The sequence below is a fragment of the Sphingobium sp. BYY-5 genome, from assembly GCF_022758885.1.
Lineage (GTDB): Bacteria > Pseudomonadota > Alphaproteobacteria > Sphingomonadales > Sphingomonadaceae > Sphingobium.
The window spans coordinates 979,584-1,002,500 of sequence record NZ_JALEBH010000002.1; the positions used below are offsets into that span (position 1 = coordinate 979,584).

Annotated in this window: 21 protein-coding genes (1 of these 21 cut by a window edge); 11 read left to right on the forward strand and 10 right to left on the reverse strand. The window is 64.4% G+C overall.

What is annotated here, in order from left to right; genetic code table 11:
- Nucleotides 1-45 precede the first annotated feature (45 nt).
- Complete coding sequence (locus MOK15_RS20380) at nt 46-1,464, reverse strand: aldehyde dehydrogenase family protein (RefSeq protein WP_242933799.1); 1,419 nt, start codon at nt 1,462-1,464, stop codon at nt 46-48.
- A gap of 127 nt (nt 1,465-1,591) precedes the next feature.
- On the opposite strand from MOK15_RS20380, the gene MOK15_RS20385 reads away from it, so the two are divergent.
- The 3 genes from MOK15_RS20385 to MOK15_RS20395 all read left to right on the forward strand — a co-directional run bounded on the left by MOK15_RS20385 (nt 1,592) and on the right by MOK15_RS20395 (nt 5,735).
- The gene (locus tag MOK15_RS20385; protein WP_242933512.1) at nt 1,592-2,032 is read left to right on the forward strand and encodes a MarR family transcriptional regulator; all 441 of its coding nucleotides are present in this window, start codon (nt 1,592-1,594) and stop codon (nt 2,030-2,032) included.
- 70 nt (nt 2,033-2,102) lie between these two features.
- Complete coding sequence (locus MOK15_RS20390) at nt 2,103-4,289, forward strand: acetate--CoA ligase family protein (RefSeq protein WP_242933513.1); 2,187 nt, start codon at nt 2,103-2,105, stop codon at nt 4,287-4,289.
- A gap of 105 nt (nt 4,290-4,394) precedes the next feature.
- Nucleotides 4,395-5,735 (forward strand): MFS transporter, encoded by a 1,341-nt coding sequence (locus tag MOK15_RS20395; protein ID WP_242933514.1) that lies wholly within the window; start codon nt 4,395-4,397, stop codon nt 5,733-5,735.
- 11 nt (nt 5,736-5,746) lie between these two features.
- Here the strand turns inward: MOK15_RS20395 and MOK15_RS20400 are convergent, their stop codons facing one another.
- Genes MOK15_RS20400 through MOK15_RS20415 form a run of 4 tightly spaced genes read right to left on the reverse strand, consistent with a single transcriptional unit; the run spans nt 5,747 to nt 8,712 of the window.
- On the reverse strand, nt 5,747-6,100 hold the full coding sequence (locus MOK15_RS20400) for a dihydroneopterin aldolase (protein ID WP_242933515.1): 354 nt from the start codon (nt 6,098-6,100) through the stop codon (nt 5,747-5,749).
- A complete protein-coding gene (locus tag MOK15_RS20405) occupies nt 6,093-6,956 on the reverse strand; it encodes a tetrahydrofolate dehydrogenase/cyclohydrolase catalytic domain-containing protein (RefSeq protein ID WP_242933516.1) in 864 nt (287 codons plus the stop codon). Before MOK15_RS20405 ends, MOK15_RS20400 begins: the two co-directional genes overlap by 8 nt.
- A 4-nt stretch (nt 6,957-6,960) precedes the next feature.
- Nucleotides 6,961-7,815 (reverse strand): formyltetrahydrofolate deformylase, encoded by an 855-nt coding sequence (gene purU, locus MOK15_RS20410; RefSeq protein WP_242933517.1) that lies wholly within the window; start codon nt 7,813-7,815, stop codon nt 6,961-6,963.
- 27 nt (nt 7,816-7,842) lie between these two features.
- Nucleotides 7,843-8,712 (reverse strand): methylenetetrahydrofolate reductase, encoded by an 870-nt coding sequence (locus MOK15_RS20415; RefSeq protein WP_242933518.1) that lies wholly within the window; start codon nt 8,710-8,712, stop codon nt 7,843-7,845.
- A gap of 133 nt (nt 8,713-8,845) precedes the next feature.
- Here MOK15_RS20415 and MOK15_RS20420 point away from each other — a divergent pair, with 133 nt between their 5' ends.
- Both MOK15_RS20420 and MOK15_RS20425 read left to right on the forward strand, forming a co-directional pair.
- On the forward strand, nt 8,846-9,628 hold the full coding sequence (locus tag MOK15_RS20420; protein WP_242933519.1) for an alpha/beta hydrolase: 783 nt from the start codon (nt 8,846-8,848) through the stop codon (nt 9,626-9,628).
- Nucleotides 9,629-11,029, forward strand: coding sequence for an aminomethyl transferase family protein (locus tag MOK15_RS20425; RefSeq protein WP_242933520.1), 1,401 nt, complete (start codon nt 9,629-9,631; stop codon nt 11,027-11,029).
- Nucleotides 11,030-11,312: 283 nt separating this feature from the next.
- Here MOK15_RS20425 and MOK15_RS20430 read toward each other — a convergent pair whose 3' ends face one another.
- On the reverse strand, nt 11,313-13,418 hold the full coding sequence (locus MOK15_RS20430; RefSeq protein ID WP_242933521.1) for a bifunctional (p)ppGpp synthetase/guanosine-3',5'-bis(diphosphate) 3'-pyrophosphohydrolase: 2,106 nt from the start codon (nt 13,416-13,418) through the stop codon (nt 11,313-11,315).
- Nucleotides 13,419-13,529: 111 nt separating this feature from the next.
- Here MOK15_RS20430 and MOK15_RS20435 point away from each other — a divergent pair, with 111 nt between their 5' ends.
- Genes MOK15_RS20435 through MOK15_RS20450 form a run of 4 tightly spaced genes read left to right on the forward strand, consistent with a single transcriptional unit; the run spans nt 13,530 to nt 16,644 of the window.
- Nucleotides 13,530-14,012 carry a helix-turn-helix domain-containing protein gene (locus MOK15_RS20435; RefSeq protein ID WP_242933522.1) on the forward strand — a complete coding sequence of 161 codons (483 nt, stop codon included), beginning with the start codon at nt 13,530-13,532 and terminating at the stop codon, nt 14,010-14,012.
- A gap of 43 nt (nt 14,013-14,055) precedes the next feature.
- Nucleotides 14,056-15,162: a histidine kinase gene (locus MOK15_RS20440; RefSeq protein WP_242933523.1), complete on the forward strand. Its 1,107-nt coding sequence runs from the start codon at nt 14,056-14,058 to the stop codon at nt 15,160-15,162.
- Entirely contained in the window at nt 15,159-15,959 is an 801-nt protein-coding gene (locus MOK15_RS20445) for a LytTR family DNA-binding domain-containing protein (protein ID WP_242933524.1), read from the forward strand. Before MOK15_RS20440 ends, MOK15_RS20445 begins: the two co-directional genes overlap by 4 nt.
- A 28-nt stretch (nt 15,960-15,987) precedes the next feature.
- A complete protein-coding gene (locus MOK15_RS20450) occupies nt 15,988-16,644 on the forward strand; it encodes a glutathione S-transferase family protein (protein ID WP_242933525.1) in 657 nt (218 codons plus the stop codon).
- 550 nt (nt 16,645-17,194) lie between these two features.
- Here the strand turns inward: MOK15_RS20450 and MOK15_RS20455 are convergent.
- From MOK15_RS20455 to MOK15_RS20470, 4 genes are all read right to left on the reverse strand, one after another.
- Nucleotides 17,195-17,956 carry an IclR family transcriptional regulator gene (locus MOK15_RS20455; RefSeq protein WP_242933526.1) on the reverse strand — a complete coding sequence of 254 codons (762 nt, stop codon included), beginning with the start codon at nt 17,954-17,956 and terminating at the stop codon, nt 17,195-17,197.
- 15 nt (nt 17,957-17,971) lie between these two features.
- Complete coding sequence (locus MOK15_RS20460; RefSeq protein ID WP_242933527.1) at nt 17,972-18,361, reverse strand: nuclear transport factor 2 family protein; 390 nt, start codon at nt 18,359-18,361, stop codon at nt 17,972-17,974.
- An 8-nt stretch (nt 18,362-18,369) separates the two neighbouring features.
- On the reverse strand, nt 18,370-19,506 hold the full coding sequence (locus MOK15_RS20465; protein ID WP_242933528.1) for a cobalamin-independent methionine synthase II family protein: 1,137 nt from the start codon (nt 19,504-19,506) through the stop codon (nt 18,370-18,372).
- Nucleotides 19,507-19,659: 153 nt separating this feature from the next.
- Complete coding sequence (locus MOK15_RS20470; RefSeq protein WP_242933529.1) at nt 19,660-20,499, reverse strand: p-hydroxycinnamoyl CoA hydratase/lyase; 840 nt, start codon at nt 20,497-20,499, stop codon at nt 19,660-19,662.
- A gap of 117 nt (nt 20,500-20,616) precedes the next feature.
- Between MOK15_RS20470 and MOK15_RS20475 the strand changes: the two genes are divergently transcribed.
- Nucleotides 20,617-21,213, forward strand: coding sequence for a TetR/AcrR family transcriptional regulator (locus tag MOK15_RS20475; RefSeq protein WP_242933530.1), 597 nt, complete (start codon nt 20,617-20,619; stop codon nt 21,211-21,213).
- Between the two features lie 65 nt (nt 21,214-21,278).
- On the forward strand, nt 21,279-22,917 hold the 5' portion of the coding sequence (locus MOK15_RS20480) for an acyl-CoA dehydrogenase (RefSeq protein WP_242933531.1). Its footprint extends 80 nt past the window's final position; the window shows 1,639 of its 1,719 coding nt (coding positions 1-1,639); it begins with the start codon at nt 21,279-21,281; the stop codon falls past the right edge of the window.

The following is a 22,917-nucleotide window of genomic DNA, read 5'->3' on the forward strand; positions in this document are numbered from 1 at the left end:
CGGGATGCTTCGCCGGCCCTTTTTCGCCCATGGCGGATGCCTGCGTCAGGCGTCTTCGAGCGCCACGATGTTGACGATATGCGCCTGGGTATATTCCAGCAGCCCCGCCTCGCCCAGCTCGCCGCCCAGGCCCGACTGCTTCACCCCGCGGAAGGGGATGTTGGCGTCGATGGCCAGATGCTGGTTGACCCAGACCGTGCCGGTGTCGATCTTCATCGCGATTTCGGTCGCGCGCGCGACATCCTTGCCCCACACGGTCCCGGCCAGACCATAGTCGCTGTCGTTGGCGCGGGCGATGACATCGTCGATATCGTCATATTTCAGCACCGGCAGCACCGGACCGAACTGTTCCTCACGCACCAGCGGCGCGTCCTCGTCCAGATCGCGGACGATGGTGGGCGCAATGAAATAGCCCGGCCGGTTCAGCGGCTCGCCACCGGCCAGCACCGTGCCGCGCTGCTTGGCGTCGGCGATGAGCGCGCTGACCTTGTCGAACTGCATCTTGTTCTGCACCGGTCCGATGGTCGTCCCCTGCTTGGCGCCGTCGTCGACGATCGCTTCCTTGGCCAGCTTCGCCAGTTCGTCGCAGAAATCGTCATACATGGGCGCGGGCACATAGGCGCGCTTCACCGCGACGCAGATCTGCCCGGCATTGGTCATCGCGCCCTGATAGACTTTGTGCGCCACCTTGCGCGCATCCACATCGTCCAGCACGATCGCCGCGTCATTGCCGCCCAGTTCCAGCGTCACCCGTTTCACCGTCCCGGCCGAAGACGCCATCACCTTCTTGCCGGTCGCGGTCGATCCGGTGAAGGCGACCTTGGCGATATCCTTGTGCCCGGTCATCAGCGGTCCCAGCTCATTCTGGTCGCACACGATATTGAGCACGCCCGCCGGCAGGATGGCCTGCGCCAGCTCGCCGAACAACAATGTGGTGAGCGGTGTCGTCGGCGCAGGCTTGGCGACCATCGTATTGCCCGTCACCAGCGCCGGCCCCAGCTTGTTCATCAGCAGGATCAGCGGGAAATTCCACGGCGTGATGGAGGCCACGACGCCCAGCGGCGTGCGATGCTCCACCACCCGGTTGCCGCCCTCATCCTTCAGCACCTTCGGCTCTACCCGCATCGCGGCGAAGGCGCGCAGGGTGAAGACGCTGCCCATGATCTCATACCCCGCCTGGTCCAGCGGCTTGCCCTGTTCGCGCGTCAGCAGGCTGGCAAACTCGCCGATCCGCGCTTCCAGCGTGTCGGCCAGCTTGAGGACCAGCGCCGCGCGCTCCTCCACCGGCACGGCCGCCCATGCCGGTTGCGCGCGCTTTGCGGCGGCGATCGCCCGCTCCAGCAGCGCCTCGTCCGCCTTGGGGCAGGATGCGAAACTTTCGGCCGTCGCCGGGTTCACCACGTCGAACTGGCTGACACCCGGCACCAGCTCGCCGTCGATCAGCATCCGATATTCCCGATCCATCATCGCTCTCCTTGAATAACAGGCCCGGATGGCCGTGGCATTAGCCTATCGCTTTCCGCGCCTGCTGACTGTACCATATATATGTGTGCCTGGGATACAATTTTGGCAAGGGGAGATTATATTGGGGATGAAACAGGGAGGCGATCTTCTCTCGCTTGTCGGCTATCAGCTTCAGCAGGCCAATTTGCGGCTGGAAACGGATGCGCGGGCGGTCTTGGCCGATTTCGACCTGACACCGGCCAAGCTCACGGCCCTCATCCTGATCCGCGACAATCCGGGCTGCGACCAGACCACCTTGGGGCGTGCGCTCAGTATCAACCGATCGAGCGCGATGAAGCTGGTCAATATTCTGGTTGAAAAGAGGTTGATCGAACGGCAGCCCGGCCGGGACTTGCGCACCAATGCGCTGGTCCTGCTGCCGGAAGGGCAGCGACAGGTCGACGCGATGCTGGCGGCGGTACACCGGTCCGACACCCGCATGACCGCGCGGCTGAGCCGGGAGGACATCCAGACGCTGCACAATCTGCTCACCCGGCTTGGTCCGGCGACGGGCGCGGCGGAGGATTGAACAGGTCCGGGCTTGCGCAGATTGTATCACTAGCGCACATTTCACGGAAATGAGATGGCCGATTCGCCCGATGACGCCGCTCGCGGAGGAGGTGCGTGTGACGGAAGCTGTTTGCCTGGATGCCGTGGAAGGGCTGGACCCGAATATTGCGGCACCTTCCCTGGACCGTCTCTTGCGCCCCAGGTCGGTGGCAATCGTGGGCGCGTCCGACAAGCCGGGCGCACTGGGCGCTTCGGTCCTCGCCAATCTGCTGCGACAGGGGTTTGGCGGTGCGATCCACCTGGTCAATCCCAAGCGGACGGAGATAGGCGGACGGCCCTGCGTCGCTTCGGTCGATGATCTGCCGGATGCCGTCGATGTCGCCGTCCTGGCCATTCCCCGCGCCGGCGTGCTCGATGCGGTGCGCGGCCTTGCCCGCCGCGGTGTCGGCGCCGCCGTGATCTTCTCCGCCGGCTTTGCCGAGGACGGGCCGCAGGGCCTGGCCGACCAGCAGGAAATCGCCCGCGTCGCCCGTGAAGCCGGCATGGTGGTCGAAGGCCCCAATTGCCTGGGCCTGGTCAATTTCCGCGACAATATCTCGCTGACCTTCATCGAAATGCCCGAAGCACGGGCGCAGGGCGACCGGCGCGTCGGCATCGTCTCCCAATCGGGCGCGATGGCGGCGGTGCTGGCGACGACCATGATCCACCGCGACGTGCCGCTGAGCTGCTATATCTCGACGGGCAACGAAGCGGCGAGCGGGATCGAGGATTATCTCACCTATCTGGTGGCCCAGCTCGACACCGCCGTCATCGGCCTGATCGCCGAACATGTGCGCGACCCGGCCCGCTTCCTCACCGCCGCCCGCGCGGCCCGTTCCGCCGGGAAATCGGTGGTCCTGCTTCATCCCGGCCGCAGCGCGGCGGGCGCGGCAAGCGCCGCCACCCACACCGGCGCGATGGCGGGCGATCATGCGGTCATGGCCGTCCATGTCCAGCGCGCGGGCGTCATCCTGGTCGATTCACTGGAGGAACTGGGCGACGTGGTGGAAATCCTCGCCCGATCGCCCGAAGCCGGCATCGGCGGCGCGGGCGTCATCGCCGAATCCGGCGCGTTCAAGGCGATGATGCTCGACCTTGCCGAAGCGGTCGATCTCGACCTGCCGAAGCTGACCGACGCCGACAGCCCGGCCCTGCGCGCGGCCTTGCCCGATTTCGTGCCCGTCACCAACCCGATGGATATCACCGCCCAGGGCCTGGTCGATCCCGGCCTCTACGGCCGTACCCTCGCCGCACTGGCGCAGGACGACCGGATCGGCACCATCCTCCTCACCCTGATCCAGACCGATACCGGCACGTCGCACATCAAGTTCGCCGCCGTGCTGGACGCGCTCAAGGCGATCGGCCAGGGGACTGAGCTGCCCAAGCCGATCATCATCGGCGGCGTGGATGAGGGCGGCGGTGTCTTCGCCGACGATCTGGCGGCGCTGCGCCGGGCGGGCGTCACCTATCTGCCGACCGCCGAACGGATGCTCCGCGCGCTGGCACGCATCGCCACGCATCGCAAGCGCGACGCCGCTACGGCCCCGCTCGATGCCCAGCCCGTCGTCGGTCTGGCGCAGGTCGGCAGCACCATCCCCGAACATCGGTCCAAGGCGATCATGGGCGCGCAGGGCATCGCCTTCCCCGCCTTCGAACTGGTCCAATCCGTGGTCGAAGCGGTCGCCGCCGCCGATCGCCTCGGCTACCCCGTGGTGCTCAAGGCCCAGTCGCCCGAACTGCCGCACAAGAGCGATGCAGGCGGCGTCATCGTCGGCCTTGCCGACGCGCAGGCGCTGGCGCAGGGCTGGGAAAAGCTGCTGGCCAATCTCGCCGCCTCCCGTCCCGGCCTCGCGCTCGACGGGGTGCTGGTGGAGGGCATGGCGGCCAGGGGCGTCGAACTGATCGTCGGCGCGCGTAACGATCCGCATTGGGGACCGACCATCCTGGTCGGCTTTGGCGGGGTCGCGGCCGAACTGCTGCACGACGTCCGTCTGCTCCCGCCGGACTTGACGCGCGACGCGATTATCGCCGAAATCCGCAAGCTGCGCATGGCGCCGTTGCTGGACGGCTTCCGTGGCGCGCCAGCGATGGACATCGGGGCGGTCGCCGACATCGTCCAGCGCCTTGGGAAGATGGTCGCCGCGACGCCCGCCATTCGTGAGGTCGATCTCAACCCGGTGATCGTCTATCCGCAGGGGCAGGGCGCGCTCGCGCTGGACGCGCTCATCTCTCTCTGAAGGCGCAACATCCGTTCGTTTCAAGTGCGGTCGCCCGGCGATTTGGCTTGGCTTATTGTGTCATCAGCATACAGTGCCGGCGAAAGTCGGGAGAGAAGAAAGAGCATGTCCAACGTCAGCCCACCTGCGGACGATCCACGCACCATCCTGGCCGACAATCCGATGCGGTTGCGACAGGGCATCGCGATCGCGATCTGCTTCCTGCTGAACGCGCTCGATGGCTTCGACATCCTTGCCGTGACCTTCGCCGCGCCGGGCATCGCCAGGGATTGGGGCATCGGCCCGCGCGAAGTCGGCATCATCGTGTCCTCCGGACTGGTCGGCATGGTGATCGGATCGCTGACGCTGGGCCAGCTTGCCGACCGGATCGGGCGGCGACGGCAGATATTGCTGTGCCTTGCCATCATCATTCCGGGCATGGTCGCCTGCGCCTTCGCGACCGGTGTCGTGATGCTCAGCCTGCTGCGCGCGCTGACCGGGCTGGGCCTGGGCGCCATGCTCGCCGCGATCAACGCCATGGCGGCGGAGTTCGCCAACCGCCGCCGCCGCGACCTTGCGGTCAGCATCATGGCGGCGGGCTATCCGGTCGGCGGCATCATCGGCGGCTGGGGCGCGGCGCAATTGCTGCGCAGCCATGGCTGGGAAACCATCTTCCTCTTCGGCGGCGTCGCGACCGCGCTGATGGTGCCGCTTGTCCTGCTCTTCCTGCCTGAATCGATCGGCTGGCTGGCGACGCGCGGCGGGTCCGACGCACTGGCGCGGATCAATGCGATCCTGCGCCGCCTGGGCCAGCCGCTCGCCGGCCGGATCGTTGCGCTGGATCAGCCCAGGGCGTCGATGGGCGCGCTGTTCGCCGGGCGCTATCGCGTCATGACGATCGCGCTCATCCTCATGTACGGGTTGCACATGATGACCTTCTATTATGCGCTGGGCTGGGCGCCTTCGCTGGTGGCGGCGCTGGGTTTCGATCCGTCTCGCGCAACGATCGTGTCGGTGGCGATGAATATGGGCGGAGCGATCGGCGGTCTGACGCTGGGCTTCCTCTCGCCGCGCCTCGGCTTGCGGCCGCTGGTGATCTTCGGCCTGGCGGGCGCGGCGATTGCGGTCAGCATCTTCGGCGCGGTCCCGGCCAACTTCCTGCTGTTGCAGATCGCGGCCTTCTTCCTCGGCTTCCTCTCCAATGGAGCCGTGGTGGGCCTCTATGCGCTGATCGCCAATGTCTACCCCACCACATTGCGCGCAACCGGGACGGGCACGGTGATAGGCTTCGGCCGGTTCGGCGCGGCCTTCGGCCCCTTCGTAGCGGGGCAATTGCTCGCGGCCGGTGCGGGGCGGGGCGTCACCTCCATGCTGCTGGCCCTGGGTTCGGGCCTTGCCGCTATCGTGCTGCTGCTGATCCAGATCCGTACGGCGGAGGAGGATGGCGCACAGCCAGGCGCAGCCTGATCGCTGCGCCTCTAACGCCGAACCGTCACCTCGACCCCGGCAAGCCCCCGTGTCAGGGCAAAGGGTTTGTCGACGCTCACCCGCGCCTCGACCACCAACGGGAAAGCCAGGCAACGTTCCCCCAGCCGCTGGGCGAAGGTCTCGATCAGCGGGATGTGGACCGACGCCAGATCCTCGGCCGCCTGCGCCACCCGGCGATAATCGACCGTCTCGCTGATCCCTTCGATCCGGTCGCTGGACAAGCTGAGTTCGACGGAGATCACCAGCGGCTGCCGCCGCCCGATCTCGTCGGGATTGATGCCGATGTCCGCCAGCAGCGGCAGATCGCGCACCCGCACCCTGGTCGCGCTATATATCTCACTCATGCCGCGCCCTTTCCGCTGCCGTCACTGTATTGCTCAGCAGGCAGGCGATGGTCATCGGGCCGACGCCGCCCGGCACTGGCGTCACCGCCCTTGCATGGGCCAGCTCCTCCATGGCGCAATCGCCGACGAGCCGGGTCGATCCGTCTTCCTGCATGATCCGCGTAATGCCCACATCGATCACGATCGCGCCCGGTTTCACCCAATAGCCGCGCACCAGATGCGGCACGCCGGCGGCCGCGACGATGATGTCGGCCTTGCGTGCGACATCGGGCAGGCCGCGCGTTTCGATATGCGTGACGGTGACGGTCGCTTCCCGCTCCAGCAACAGCATGGCGACGGGCTTGCCGACGATGTTCGACTTGCCGATGACCACCACGTCCAGCCCGCGATAATCATCGACCACGCTGTCCAGCAGCTTCATCACGCCCAGCGGCGTACAGGGGACAAGGCCGCCTGTGCCGGTTGACAGCCGTCCGACATTGACCGGATGGAATCCGTCCACGTCCTTGGCCGGGTCGATCCGGTCGAGCACCAGCGCCGCGTCGATCTGCTCAGGCAACGGCAACTGGATCAGGATGCCGTCTATATCGCCGTCCAGGTTCAGCCGCTCGATCAGGTCCAGCAACGTCGCCTGCGCCGTGTCGGCGGGCAGCCGATGCTCCACCGACAGGATGCCGGCCTTGCAGCACTCCGCGATCTTTCGCCGGACATAGACCTCGCTGGCAGGATCGCCGCCGACCAGCACGACCGCCAGCGCCGGGGCATGGCCGGTGCGCGTGCGCAGCGCCTCCACCCGCGCGGTCGTTTCCGCCGACAGGGCGCGCGCCATGGCGCGCCCGTCGATGATCTGCGCCATCGGTTCAGGCTTTGAAGACGACGGTGCGTGCGCCATTCTGGAAGACCCGCCCCTGAAGATGATGCTGCACGGCGGTGGCCAGCACGCGCCGCTCTATGTCGCGGCCCTTGCGCACCAGGTCGTCGGGCGTGTCGGCATGGTTGATCGCCTCCACATCCTGATGGATGATCGGCCCTTCGTCCAGGTCGGCGGTCACATAATGGGCGGTCGCGCCGATCATCTTGACCCCGCGCTCATGCGCCTGGTGATAGGGTTTGGCGCCCTTGAAGCCGGGCAGGAAGCTGTGGTGGATATTGATGCAGCGGCCCGACAGAAAGGCGGCCAGGTCATCCGACAATATCTGCATATAGCGCGCCAGCACGATCAGGCCCGCGCCCGTCTGGTCCACGATTCCCTTGATCTGCGCTTCCTGCTGCGCCTTTGTGTCTTTGGTGATCGGCAGGTGATGATAGGGCAGGTCGCCCATCAGCGACGTCGTCAGTACATGCCGGGGATGGTTGCTGACGATGCCGACCACCTCCATGTCCAGCTCGCCGATGCGCCAGCGATAGAGAAGGTCGCCCAGGCAATGGTCGAACTTGCTGACCAGCAGCAGCACCTTCTGCCGCTCGCTGCGGCGGCGCAGCGTCCAGTCCATGGCGCGCGCCTGCGCCAGCGGCCCGAACCCGTCCCGCAACGCATCGATGCTGCCTTCCGCGATCTCGAATTCCACCCGCATGAAGAATCGGTCGGTCAGCTTGTCATTATATTGCTGCGCATCGGTGATGTTGCCGCCCTGCTGCATCAGGAAAGTCGCGACATCGGCGACCAGGCCGGGCCGGTCGTCGCATTGCAGGGTCAGGGTGCAGATTTCAGTCACATTGCTTCTCCGCTGGTCGGCCTATGCTCAGTGGCGGGCCGTGTAATCGTTGATCCATTCGACCGTGCGGGTCAGGCCGCCGAAGGGATAGAAATGCAGGCGCAGCTTGCCATGCTGCGGTCCCAATCCGTTCGCAAGGGCATCGACCAGCTTGTCGGGACCGGCGGTGCCGATCAGCTTGGTGATCGAGATGCCATATTTGGCCAGCACGGTGGTCGATGCGCCGACGCCGCACCGCGCGGCAAAGCGCATCAGCGTCTTGATGCCCGCCGGACCGGGCACGCCGATCCGCACCGGCGCGTCGATTCCGCGCGCGCGCAGCTCGACCAGCCACCGCAGGATCGGCGCGGCGTCGAAACCGAACTGGGTGACGATCAGCGGCGCCATGTCCCGGCTGGCGATCTCACCGCATTTGGCGGTCAGCACCTCGAACGTCTGGTCCGGCGTCATGTTGGGATGGCCTTCGGGATGGCCGCCCACGCCGATCGCCTTGATCCCCGCGCGCTCGAACGCGCCGGTGCGGATCAGCGCCATGCTGTCGGCATAGGGGCCGGCGGCCTCCGGCGGATCGCCGGCGATGACGAAGCAGCGCCGCACCCCCGCCTCCCGCACGACGGCGGCCAGATAGGTCTCGAAATCATCGCCCGATTCCAGCCGGCGCGCGGAAAAATGCGGCATCGGCTCGAACCCCAGGTCGCGCACCGCCTTCGCCGCGGCGATCCGCGCTTCCAGCGATTCGCCGGGCAGGAAGGTGACGGCTACCGGCGTTTCGGCGGGCATGGCTGGCGCGGCCTGCGCCAACGCCTCTATGTCCTTGGCGGTGATTTCCAGGGAATAGCCGTCGGTCATGCCCTTGGGCGGCAAATCCCAGTTCGGATGGATCGACGGCAGGGTCATGATTCTCTCCCGATAAGACTGGCCCGGCAGGGCTTGATCCAGGGGCGGTTCGGCGCATCGCATGGCGCTCTTTGTATCCCTGGCGCATTTTCCCCCTAGTCCATCCGCATGGATTCGTATAGATGAAATTTTCATGAGTGCGAAATCATTCGACAGGTCATTGGAACGGGGCGCGAAGCCGCCGCTTGTCATCCTTCCGGGGCTGATCTGTGATTCGCGCATGTTCGGCGAGACGCTGGCCGCCTTTCCCGGCAGCATGGTCGTCGACGGCTTCTATAATGGCGCCGACCGGATCGAGGCGATGGCCGACCATGCGCTCGCCCACATGCCGGAACGCTGCGCGCTGCTCGGTCATTCCATGGGCGCGCGGGTCGCGCTGGAAGTGCTGCGCAAGGCGCCGGAGCGGGTTGCGCGGCTGGCGCTGGTCGATACCGGCGTTCATCCGCTGAAGCCCGGTGAGCGCGAAGGCCGCTATCATCTGCGCGACATTGGCCGCGCGCGCGGCATGGCGGCGCTGGTCGGCGAATGGCTGCCGCCGATGATGGCCGCCGATTCGCTGCGTGACGCAGCGCTGGTGGACCGGCTCTACGCCATGGCCGTCGCGGCGGGCCTTACGATCTTCGAAGCGCAGATCGAGGCGCTGCTCAACCGGCCGTCGGTCGATGCGCTGCTGCCGACCATTGTCTGTCCGACCTTCGCGATCGTCGGGCAGGAAGATATATGGTCCCCCGTTGCCCAGCATCGGGCGATCGCCGCCGCAATCCCCGGCGCGCATCTGCGCGTCGTGCCGGGGGTGGGCCATATGATGCCGGCGGAAGCACCGCTGGCCTTCAATCAGATCTTGGGGGAATGGCTGGACCAGCCATCCCCCAACGACAATGTGAACTTTCAATATTGTGTCGAAGGAGAGGTTTGAATGACTGACAAGACCCTGCAGCAGTTGCTCGATGAAAAGGGCGACATCGTCCATTTCCTGCGCAACCAGCAGACTGGCCCCAACGTCTATCCCGGCGTTCCGGCCGAATATAGCAACTGGCGCGACGAACAGCGTAGCTGGGCGGAAAGCTCGGTCCTGTTCAACCAGAGCTTCCACATGGTCGACCTGCTCGTCACCGGCCCCGGCGCGTTCGACATGCTGTCCTACCTCGCGCCCAACAGCTTCAAGGGCTTTGTGCCCAACCGCGCCAAGCAGTTCGCGCCCGTCACACCCGAAGGCTATGTGATCGGCGACGTCATCCTCTTCTATCTGGAAGAAGAAAAGTTCGAACTGGTCGGCCGCGCGCCCTCGATCGAATGGGTTGAATATTGGGCCTCGACCGGCAAGTGGGACGTGAAGGTGGAGCGTGATGAGCGCACCGCCGCCCGCCCGCTCGACAGCCAAGGTTATCGCCGCAATTATCGTTTCCAGCTCCAGGGGCCGAACGCCATGCCGGTGCTGGAAAAGGCGATGGGCCAGACCCCGCCGGACCTCAAATTCTTCCACATGGCGCCGATCACCATCGCCGGCGTCGAAGTACGCGCGCTGCGCCACGGCATGGCCGGCCAGCCGGGCTACGAACTGTTCGGCCCGTGGAAGGATTATGACACCGTCCGCAACGCCCTGATCGAAGCGGGCAAGGATCATGGCCTGACCCTCTGCGGCGGCCGCACCTATTCGTCGAACACGCTCGAATCGGGCTGGATTCCCTCGCCGCTGCCGGCCGTCTTTACCGGCGAAGGCACAAAGGGCTTCCGCGAATGGCTGGGCGTCAACAGCTATGAAGGCAAGCTCTCGCTGGGCGGCAGCTTCGTGTCGGACAAGATCGAGGATTATTACCTCAACCCCTGGGAGCTGGGCTATGGCATCATGGTCAAGTTCGACCATGATTTCGTCGGCCGCGAAGCGCTGGAAAAGATCAAGGACCAGCCCCATCGGCAGAAGGTGACGCTGGCACTGGACAATGGGGATATCGTCCGCGTCATGAGTTCCATGCTCCAGACCGGCGACAAGGCGAAGTTCTTGGAATTCCCCAGCGCCGTCTATTGTATGCATCCCTATGACGCGGTGCTCAAGGACGGCAAGACGATCGGCCTGTCGACCTGGATCGGCTACACCGTCAACGCCGGCCGTTTCCTGGCGCTGGCCATGGTCGATGCGGAGTTCACTGCGCCCGGCACCGAAGTGACGCTGCTCTGGGGCGAACCGGACGGCGGCACCAGCAAGCCGACCGTGGAGCCGCACGTCCAGACGGAGATCAAGGCGATCGTGTCGTCGGTCCCCTATTCCGAAGCGGCACGCGACAGCTACGCCGACGGCTGGCGCACCAAGGCCGCCTGATCCAGGTTGAATGGGGGGGAGCGGGGGATGCCGAAAGGCGTCCCCCGCTTTTCTTTCGCGCGAAGGCTGTCCGACGCCCGTGGGCCGTATGGATAGGTACGAACACAAAATCCTCCCCTATAAGGGGACCATGAGGTGGTGGAGGGGTGTCACCCTATCGATAGCGGGATACCCCTCCGTCAGCACTTCGTGCTGCCACCTCCCCTACAAGGGGAGGATGGAAAAGCCGACCGTCCGTCCTCCACCCTTATAGTCTCCAGGCAGGCGCACGTTTCCCCGTTCGCTAGACCCGATCCGCCTGTACCACGATGTCGAGGGCGCGGAGTGCCGAGAGGATGCGGTTGAGATGTTGCGCGTCGGCCACTTCCAGGTCGATGATGTCGGTGTGGAACGGGCCTTCGCGGTTCACCAGTTGCAGGTTTAGGATGTTCGCCTTGGTTGCGCCGAAGACATTGGCCACCGCTGCGAGCGCGCCCGGCTGGTTCTTGACGATGACGGAAAGGCGCGCGGTGCCGCCCTTCGACTTGCTGTCCCAGCTCAGGTCCACCCAATCGTCGTCTTGGTCCACCTCCAGCGACCGGCAATCGATCGTGTGCACCTCGATCGGCTCGCCCGTCCGCCGCACGCCGACGATGCGGTCGCCCGGCACGGGATGGCAGCAATCGCCCAGACTATAGGCGATGCCCGGCGTCAGGCCACGGATCGAGACGGGTTCATGCTGGCGCGGATGCGCTTCCTCCATGCCTTCGGCCGTGGTCGAGCCGGGAATCAGCGCCTCCATCACTTCCCGGTCAAGCACGCGGTGGGTGGCGATGGCGACCATCAGCGATGCGCGGTCCTCCAGCTTCAACCGCTTCAATGCCGCCGTCAGCGCCTTGTCGCCCAGTTCCTTCGCCAGGTCGGGGGAGAAGCGGCCGACAATCTCGTCATAGAGCTTCTCGCCCAGCTTGATCTCCTCGCCGCGCTGCTTCTGGCGGATATAGCGGCGGATGGCGGCGCGGGCCTTGCCGGTGATGGCGAAGGTCAGCCAGCCGGGCTGCGGTTCCTGCCCCTCGGATTTCAGGATTTCGACCTGATCGCCATTTTCCAGTTGCGTCCGCAGCGGCACGACGCGGCCGTTGACCTTGGCGCCGACCGTCTGGTTGCCGAGCGAGGTGTGGACGGCATAGGCGAAATCGACCGGGGTCGATCCCTTGGGCAATTGATGCAGTTCGCCCTTGGGCGAGAAGGCGAAGATCCGGTCCTGATACATCGCCATGCGGGTATGTTCGAGCAGTTCGTCCGCATCCTGGCTCTGTTCCAGGATTTCGACCAGGTCGCGCAGCCAGGCGGCATGATGGTCGGTCGCGTCGCCCTTCTGCTTGTAGGCCCAATGCGCCGCGAGGCCGAGTTCCGCGTCATTGTGCATCTCGCGGCTGCGGATCTGCACCTCGATACGGGCATTGTCCTGATGGATGACGGTGGTGTGCAGCGACTGATAGCCGTTGCGCTTGGGCGTGGAGATATAATCCTTGAACCGGCCGGGGACCATCTTGAAGGTCTGGTGGATGATGCCGAGCGCGCGGTAGCATTCCTCGGTCGTTTCGGTGATGACGCGGAACGCCATGACGTCGGTGAGCTGCTCGAAGCTGATGTGCCGCTCCTGCATCTTCTTCCAGATGGAATAGGGATGCTTCTCGCGGCCCGAAACCGTGACCGATAGCCCCTTGCCGCCCAGCAGCAGTTGCAGTTCCGCGCCGATCCGGTCGACCTTGTCATGGCCGCCTTCCTTGAGCTGCTCCAGCCGCTTGGTGATGCTGTCATAGGCTTCCGGCTCAATCTCGCGGAAGGCGAGCAACTGCATCTCGCGCATGAAGTCGTACATGCCGATTCGCTCCGCCAGCGGGGCGTAGATGTCCATCGTCTCGCGCGCTATGCGGCGGCGCTTGTCCGGATTCTTGATGAAATGGAGCGTGCGCATATTGTGCAACCGGTCGGCGAGCTTCACCAGCAGCACGCGGATATCATCCGACATGGCGAGCAGGAATTTGCGCAGATTCTCCGCCGCCCGCTCATTTTCGGACATCGCTTCGATCTTGCTGAGCTTGGTGACGCCGTCGACCATGCGCGCGACATCCTTGCCGAAGGCGCTCTCTATCTCCTCATAGGTGACGAGCGTGTCTTCGATCGTGTCGTGCAGCAGCGCCGTCACGATGGTCTGGTCGTCCAGGTTGAAGTCGGTCAATATGCCAGCAACTTCAATTGGATGGCTGAAATAAGGATCGCCGCTGGCGCGCTTCTGGCTGCCATGTTTCTGGACCGAGAAGACATAGGCGCGGTTGATCATCGCCTCGTCCGCATCCGGATCGTAGCGCTTCACACGTTCGACAAGTTCATATTGGCGTAGCATCGTTGCCCGATTGTGTTGGAACCCCCTTGTCGTGCAACAAAAAAATCCCATGTTGCGGCAATAAGGCGGCGATTTTGCAACAAGTGTTGCTTTGCGCTATGCGTGATGACCATGAAACATATTCTTGCCCAGGATCTGGAACAATGCGCCCTCCCCAGTGCGCTGGAGATGATGGGTGAACGCTGGTCCTTCCTGATCCTGCGCGGCGCCCTGTCGGGTATCCGCCATTTTGAGGAGTTTCAGTCGATCCTGGGCATTGCCCGCAACATCCTCGCCGCCCGGCTCGCCCGGCTGGTGGAGCATGGCATATTGGTGCGCCAGCCGATGCTGTGCGACCGGCGCAAGGTCGAATATCGCCTGACCCAGAAAGGGCAGGAACTGGCCCCCGCCATGATCGCGCTGCGCCAATGGGGCGAGCGTTGGGGCTGCGGCACGCCGGCCTGCCAGGTGCTTGCCGACAAACGCGATGGCCAGCCGATCCGGCCGATCGCCATCCAGGCGCATGACGGGCGGACGCTGGACCTGGCCGATCTCGTCTGGCTGTGCACCGACGAAGTGACGCCGATGGCGGAGGAACCGGCTGCGGCCGCCTGAACCTGGCTTCACCCCGGTGCAGAAAATCTCTAGGCTGGCGGGGATGTCTGCACCACGTATCCAGCCTCAGCCCTTTTTCGCTGACAAGAACCGCGCTTTCTGGAACCTGCAATCCCTGGGATGGGCCGGGGCTTTCCTGCTGCGCGGCTCCTCGACCATCGCCAATGGGCAGTCCTTCTCCAGCCTGATCCCCGTGTTGATCTCGACCGTCACCGGCTATTCGGTGACGCTGCTGATCGCGGTCGTCTTCCGCTTCCTGCAGAAGCAGCGGCCGATCGTCACCTGGGGCGTGTCGATCGTGACGGTCGTGCTGGCCGCCGCTCTGGTCGCCTTCATCGATTCGTGGGTCTTCTCAACCCAGAACAGGGGCAGTGAAACGGCAGGGCTGCAACTCTTCCTTGGCGCCTTCTACCTGTCCATGACGCTGATCGGCGCCTGGTCGGCGCTCTATTACGCGATCAACTTCTACCTGACGGTGGAGGAGCAGGCGGACCAGCTATTGCATCTGGAAAACCAGGCGTCGAGCGCGCAGCTCGCCATGTTGCGTTATCAGCTCAACCCGCATTTCCTGTTCAATACGCTCAACAGCATCTCGACCCTGGTGCTGTTGAAACAGACCGATCGCGCCAATGCCATGCTCTCGCGCCTGTCTTCCTTCCTGCGTTACACTCTTATCAACGAACCGACCGCGCAGGTGACGATCGAGCAGGAGGTGGAGACGCTGAAACTCTATCTGGAGATCGAGAAGATGCGCTTCGAGGACCGGCTGCGTCCTGCCTTCACGATCGATCCGGCGGTGTCCCATGCGCGCCTGCCGTCGCTGCTGCTCCAGCCGCTGGTGGAAAATGCGATCAAATATGCGGTTACGCCCAAGGAGGAGGGGGCGGAAATTTCCATTACGGCGCAGCCTGCCGGTGAAAATGTCCGGATCGTCGTATCGGACAGCGGGCCGGGATTGAACGACGGCGCGATGAAGCCGCACATTCCCATGAGCGAGGGAACGGGCGTGGGCCTGCCGAACATCCGGGACCGGTTAATTCAGGCCTTCGGGGAACGACAGAGCTTCGAAACGCGTTCCACGCCGGACGGATTTTCGGTCATCATCGAAATTCCGCTTACCATGGATGAAACATCGAAAGTGGCCGCATGACCATCAGAACAATCCTCGTCGACGACGAAAGCCTGGCGATACAAGGCCTTCAGCTACGCTTGCAAGCGCATGAGGATGTCGAAATTATCGAAACCTGCACCAATGGCCGCGAAGCCATCCGTGCCATAAAGACGCATAAACCCGACCTTGTGTTCCTCGATATTCAAATGCCCGGCTTCGACGGCTTTTCCGTCGTCCAGGGCATGATGGAGGTGGAGCCGCCGCTCTTCATCTTCGTGACGGCCTATAGCGACCACGCGATCCGCGCGTTCGAGGCGCAGGCGGTCGACTATCTGATGAAGCCGGTGGAGGATGGCCGTCTGGCCGATGCGCTCGACCGGGTGCGCCAGCGCCTCAGCGAAAAGCGCCAAGTGCAGGAAGCGGAGAAGCTGCGCGAGGTTCTGGCGGAAGTCGCGCCCCAGGCGATGAGCGACTTTGTGACGGAGGAGGATGCGCCTGCGTCCAATCGCTTCGAAAAGCTCATCAACATCAAGGATCGCGGCCAGATTTTCCGCGTCGATGTGGATTCGATCGAACGGATCGACGCGGCGGGCGATTATATGTGCATCTACACCGCCGACAACTCGCTGATCCTGCGCGAGACGATGAAGGATCTGGAAAAGCGGCTCGATCCGCGCAATTTCCAGCGCGTCCACCGCTCGACCATCGTGAACCTCAGCCAGGTTCGGCAGGTGAAGCCGCACACCAATGGCGAATGTTTCCTGGTGCTGGAATCGGGCGCGCAGGTGAAGGTCAGCCGCTCCTATCGCGACGTGGTGGCCCGCTTCGTCCACTGATCGGCCGGCAGGAGGGGATGGGGCGGCGATGCTGCAGTTTTTCGGCCATCCCTTCTCCTCCTACTGCCAGAAGGCGCTGATCGCTCTGTATGAGAATGACATCGCCTTCACCTTCCGGATGATCGCGCCGGATCATCCGGACAATGGCGCACGGCTGGCGGAACTCTGGCCGATCGGCAAATTTCCGGTGCTGGGGGATCAGGGCCGGGCCGTCTTCGAGGCGAGCATCATCGTCGAGCATCTCCAGATCCATCATCCGGGGCCTGTCCGGCTGATCCCGGACGACCCCGACGCTGCGCTGGAGGTGCGGCTGCTCGACCGTTTCTTCGACAATCATGTCGCGACCCCGCAGCAGAAGCTGGTGGTCGATGCATTGCGGCCGGAGGGGCGGAAAGACCCCACCGGCGTCGCTGACGCACGGGCAGCGCTGGACAAGGCCTATGCCTGGCTCGACGCCCACATGGCGGGAAGGACATGGGCGGCGGGCGCGGCGTTCAGCCTAGCCGACTGCGCCGCCGCGCCGCATCTCTTCTACGCACACTGGTCGCACCCGGTTGCGCCGGCTTATGCGCATGTCCATGCCTATCGCGCACGGTTGCTGGAACGCCCCTCCTTCGCCCGCGCGGTGGAGGAAGCGCGGCCGTGGCGGCAATATTTCCCGCTAGGCGGTACGCCGGACGCATAGGGGATTGATCCTTCCCTGAAGGGGAGATGACAACAAACGACCAAAAAGCGGATCTTCTTTCTCCCCTCCCTTGAAAGGGAGGGGAATGTCTTGATTCCACCCCCAACTTCGTCATTCCCGCGAAGGCGGGAACCCATCTCCCGCCATCACCCCAGGCGCAAGGCCAGGGGAAAGGTCTCCCACTCCGCACCCGCCGGAACAGCAACGACCGCCCTTGGACCGGCAGACGGCTCCCCATCCCATCTCCGCTGTGCTTTCGACGCAGGGAATCGGCCCACTGATCCAACCTCTTCCAATGTTGGATTTCTTCTGATCTACCCTTGTGGATGGATCGATATCCCCGCGCACCTGCCCCACCCCACGAACATGTCGCGTCAGCGCCGCGCGCCCGTCGCGCAACTGTCGCATCCGTGTCGCGTCGCTGTGACCCAGGCGGCGCATCCCTGTCGCTTCGGCGTTGCATTGCTGGCGCTTTTCGGTCGAAATCGGCCATTTTCTCGCCCAACGACACAGTGTACTTCGCCCTGTCGCGTTACAGGCGCGCGAAACGTTACGCGACAGGCGCCTCAGCGGCAGCGAACAGGTCGATCGCCTGTTGCAGCTTGGCGATGGCCTGCGTTTCCAGATCGACGGTGAAGCGCGGCAGAGGAATGGCCACGGCGAAGGCGCCGACCGGTACGCCATCCACCATCACCGCCATGCCCAGGCCGCAAATGCCCGGCGTATATTCCTCGCGGGTGCGGCCGATGCCGGTGGCGCGGACCACGGCCAGTTCCGCGCGCAACGTCGCCGCATCGGTGATGCTGCTGGGGGTGAAGGCGGTGAGCGGTGTTTGCGCGAAATAGGCGTTGAGGTCCGCGTCGGACAGGCGGGCGAGCAGCGCCTTGCCCGCCGCCAGGCAATGGATCGGGCTGCGGGTGCCGACGCTGATCGAATAGCGCAGCGACTGTTCCGCCGTCTCGGTGACGATCGCCTCCAATTGCCAGCCGTCGCGGACGAAGAAGGATGCCGTCTCGTTGATCTGCAACCGCAGCGATTTGACCAGCGGCCGCACCTTGTCCGCCAGCGACAGCGATCCCCTGGGCGAAGCCAGCCGCTCCAGCGCGTCGCCCGGCAGATATCGCCGCCCGTCGCGGGCCAGATAGTCGCGCTCCACCAGCGTCGCGAGCAGGTAGGACAGGCTGCTGACCGGGATGGCGAGGCCCGCCGCGATTTCCTGCGCGACGACGCCCGCAGGACGCGCGACGACATATTCGATGATGTCGATGGTGCGCATCGCCGACTTGACGGTGGACGGCGTGGAGCCATTCATGATCGGCGAACCCCCTTAAAAAATCAGGCTGCCCCGCCTTTCGGCAAAGCGCCAGCCTGCGTCCGTGCGGACGAACCGGTCGTGAAAGCTGCCGACCTTAGACGCTGCCTCGCCGGTGAACAACAGCATCGCGCTTTCGCCCGTCGCCTCGCCGTCGCTCAGCACCTCGATCACGATATTGGAACAGACATGGCGGGTGGTCCGGGCCGGTCGGGCGAGGAAGGCGGCGAGGATCGCGTCACGCCCCTCGATCCAGTCGTCGGCCGCCGTCGGTCGCGCCATCCGACCGTCCGGCGCATAGAGCGCCGCGACATCCTCCCAGCGACCGGCATCGTTCAGATTGGCGTAGAGCGCGATCAGCCGGGCGCAATCCTGCTCGATCGCGCGGCGCTGTTCTTCGGTCACGCCGCCCGTCACAGGCGCGCGTCCGCCAGGTCGGCGCCCGCCCGCAGCGACCGCAGCTTCTTCCAGGTGACGGCCGGGTCGATCTTGCCATATCCGGCGAAGGTGCCGAAACCGCAATCGGTGCTGGCGATCACGCGATCCTTGCCCACGATCCCGACGAAGCGCTCGATCCGCTGCGCGATCAGTTCGGGATGCTCGACATAGTTGGAACAGGTATCGATCAGGCCGGGGGCCAGGATCTTGTCGTCCGGCACCGCCCCACGGCGAGATGCGTCGCGCCAGACCGTCCATTCATGTTCGTGGCACGGATTGGCGCCCTCGAACAGGATGGTGGCGGGCCGGGCGCGCAGGATGATGTCGATCACCCGGTCCAGGGGGATGTCATGATCGTGCGGCCCTTCATAATTGCCCCAGCAGATATGCATCCGCATCTTTTCCGGCGGGATGTTTGCGGTGGCAGCGTTGAGCGCCTCGACATTGGCGGCGGCGATCCTGACGAATTCCTCCTCGCTCGCCTCCTGATAGCCGGTGTGGCGCGACATGGCGAGGTCGGGACAATCCAGTTGCAGGTCGAATCCTGCGGCGACGATCGTCTCATATTCCTCCCGCATCGCATCGACCAGGTCGGCCAGATAGGCTTCATGGCTGGGATAGTGGCGATTGACCTGGAAGGCGGTGATGAGGCCGGGCGACGCCGCATTCATGAAGGCGCGGGTGCCGGGTTGCGCGCCGAGCGCGGCCTTGAACCGGCGGATGTCGTCATGCAGCGGATCGAGCATCACTAGCCGCACCGGGCCGATGCAGGAGGCGCGGGTGAATTCCTGCGACCCCATGATCGCCGCCAGTTTCTGCCGCAGTTCGGGCAGCGGTGCGAGGTCGGCGGCCGGCTTTCGGTCGATATGACCGCCGAAACCCGAAAGCCGCTCGATCATATAGGTGGAGTAGCCGACCTTCCCCAGTTCGCCGTCGCTGACGATATCGACGCCCGCCTCGACCTGTTTCGTGATCGCACCCTGGACGGCGCTCTGGACGGCTTCGTCAAACTGCCCGGCATCATAGGGTTCGCCCTTGTCGCGTGCCAGCAACAGCGGCGTCAATGCGTCGCCGCGCGGCAGGCTGCCGACATGGGTGGTGGCTATGGGCATGATGATCCTCCTCCTGTTCGGGATCATCCTGCCACAAATTCATGGATGCGGATATATCGCAGATATGAAATTACTCTGCGATGCGGAATTATTGCAGATCAGGCCGGAACCCGCGAACCTCCGTTCGTCGGGCACGAACGGAGGTTGGGTCGGTCAGGCCGAAGTTTCGCCCTTGTTTAGGTCATAGCTGCCCAGGCCCGGCTTATAGCTTTTCTCGTCGATGAACTGGCGAATGCCTTCCTTGCGGCCTTCGCTCTTGTCGTGGAAATTGGCCGCTTCCTGCATCCGGACCAGATAATCCTCCGCCTCGTCATAGGTCATCGTGCCCACGCGCCGCACCGCATCCTTGGCGAATTTGAGGGCGACCGGGTTCTTCTTGAGCAGCAATTCGGCGACCTGCGTCGTGCGCGCCTTGAGCTGGTCCAGCGGCACGCTTTCGTTGACCAGCCGCATCGCTGCGGCCTGCTTGCCGTCGATCAGTTCGCCGGTTAGCGTCAGCCACATGGCGTCGCGCATCGGCAGCAGGTCGACCACCACCTTGGTCACGCCGCCGCCAGGCAATATGCCCCAGTTGATTTCGCTCAGGCCGAACTGCGCCTCATCCGCGCTGATGGCGAGGTCGCAGGCGAAGAGCGGACCGAAACCGCCGCCGAAACACCAGCCATTGACCATGGCGACGGTCGGCTTCTGATACCAGCGCAGGCGGCGGAACCAGCCATAGCTTTCGCGCTGAGATTTGCGCACACCACGCAGCCCCTGTGCTTCGGTCTCGCGGAAATATTCCTTCAGGTCCATGCCCGCCGACCAGGCGGTGCCTTCGCCGCTCAGCACCAGCACGCCGACATCCTCGCGAAACTCCAGTTCGTCCAGCACGTCCATCATGCGCCGGTTGAGCGCCGGGCTCATCGCGTTGCGCTTATTGGGGCGGGCGAAGTTCACCCAGGCGATACGGTTCTCGACATGAAAGGAAACGACGTCCTGCTCTTCCATCATTCTGCTCCTGCACGGGAATATGTATCATTGGCATACAATTAAGATAGCAGTCCAGGCAAGCAGTTTTTGCAGGACGCCGATGGATGCTCGTGCGGCTTATATGGTACGGCGCTTTCCATGAGCAGGATGCGTGTCAGGGATGATGAAGCGGAGGGTGCGGGCGCACGCCGCCGCCAGATATTGGAGATCGCTGCGCGGCTGTTCGCGCGCAAGGGCTATCGCGGCACATCGATGCGCGACATTGGCGAGGCGGCGGGCGTGCTGGGCGGATCGCTCTACCATCATATCAAGTCGAAGGATGCTCTGTTCGTCGAACTCCACCATGCCGCCCTTGACGAGGCGGAGCAACGGATCGCGGTGGCGGTCGGGGCGCAGGCTGATCCCTGGGCGCGGCTGGAAGCGGCCTGCTCGACCCTGCTCGACATCCAGCTCGATCCCGCTTCGCTCACCATGCCGATGATGAACGACTTTCGAGAAGTGCCGGATATTGTACGCGGCGCGCTGATGGAACGCCGCGACCGGTTCGAAGCGCTGTTTCGCGATCTGGTCTCCGCCCTGCCGCTGCCGTCGACGATCGATCGCTCCATCTACCGCAACCTGCTGCTCTCGCAGCTCAATTCGGCCGCCGACTGGGTGCGGCCCGGCCGCCTGACCCCGCGCGAGATCGCTGCCCAGATCATGCATGTTTTCCGCCATTCCGACGGGAATGGTTGACCTTCGCTTGTCATTGTAACAACTGTTTGGTATATGATTAAGCAGAAGAGAGAGGCGCCCAGGCAATGCAGAGCTACATTCCCCCGATCGACGATTACCGCTTTCTGCTGACGGAGGTGCTTGGCTTCGATCATGCCATGGCGGAGCTGGACAAGGATGTGGACGTCGATCTCGCCATCGCGGTGCTGGAGGAAGCGGGCAAGCTCTGTGCCGAACGGCTCCATCCCCTCAATCGGGAGGGGGATGAGCAGGGCAGCAAGCTGGTGAACGGGTCGGTGGTGACGCCGCCCGGTTTCGTCGATGCCTATCGTGAATTTGTTGCCGCCGGTTGGCCCGCGCTGGCTGCCGATACTGCGCAGGGTGGGCAGGGCCTGCCCTTCATCCTCCAGCTCTGGCTGGATGAGATGCTGTCGGCCGCCAACCTCTCCTTCGGTCTCTTTCCCGGCCTTACCCGCGGCGCGACCGAAGCGATCGCCGCCCATGCCAGCGAGGAGTTGAAAGCGCTCTATCTGCCCTCGTTGGTGAGCGGGGAGTGGACCGGTGCGATGGCGCTGACCGAAAGCGGGGCAGGGACCGACCTCGCCCTGCTCAAGGCGAAGGCGGAGCCGAAGGGCGATGGCAGCCATGCCGTCACCGGGCAGAAGATTTTCATCTCTTCGGGCGACCATGACATGGCGTCCAACATCATCCATCTGGTGCTGGCCCGCCTGCCCGACGCGCCGCCGGGGGTGAAGGGGATCAGCCTGTTCCTCGTTCCCAAATTCCTGCCCGATGGCGCGCGCAATGCCATGTCGGTCGGCGCGCTGGAAAAGAAGATGGGCATTCATGCCCAGCCGACCTGCGTCATGAACTATGATGGAGCGATCGGCTGGCTGGTGGGCGAGCCGCATCGGGGCCTGGCCGCCATGTTCACCATGATGAATGCCGAGCGGTTGATGGTCGGTATCCAGGGTCTGGGCATCGCCGGTGCGGCTTATCAGCAGGCTGCTGCCTATGCGAAGGATCGGTTGCAGGGGCGCAGCGCTGACGGCGCGCGCGGACCAGTGCCGATTATCGAACATGCCGATGTACGCCGTATGTTGCTCAAAGTCCGCGCTTTCGTGGAGGCAGGGCGCGCGCTGGCAGGATGGACTGCGCTCCAGTTGGGCCGCGCCCATGAGCATCCTGACGCGGGCGAGCGGGCCAAGGCCGATGCGCTGGTTGCACTATTGACCCCGGTGCTCAAGGCAGCCTTCACCGATTTCGGTTTCGAAAGCGCGGTCGAGGCGCAGCAGGTCTTCGGCGGCCACGGCTATATCCGCGAATGGGGGATGGAGCAGTATGTCCGCGACGCGCGCATTGCCCAGATTTACGAAGGCACTAACGGCGTGCAGGCGATGGACCTGGTCGGCCGCAAGCTACCGCTGGCCGGTGGCGCAGTGGCAGTGGGCTTTTTCGACATGATCGCGGCCGATCTGGATGCGGCGCCAAACCTGCTCGTGGGACAGCGAACGCGCGACGCGCTCGCCTTGCTGCGTGAGGCGACGGTGGCGTTGCGTGGTGCGGGTGCCGATGCGGTAGGAGCAGCGGCTGTCGATTATCTCAGGCTTTTCGCGCTGGTAGCGTTCGGCTGGATGTGGACTCGTATGGCTGCCGTCGCGACGGGCGACAACCCGCTGCACCAGGCGAAGCGGCAGATGGCGGACTTCTTCGCGCTGCGCATAT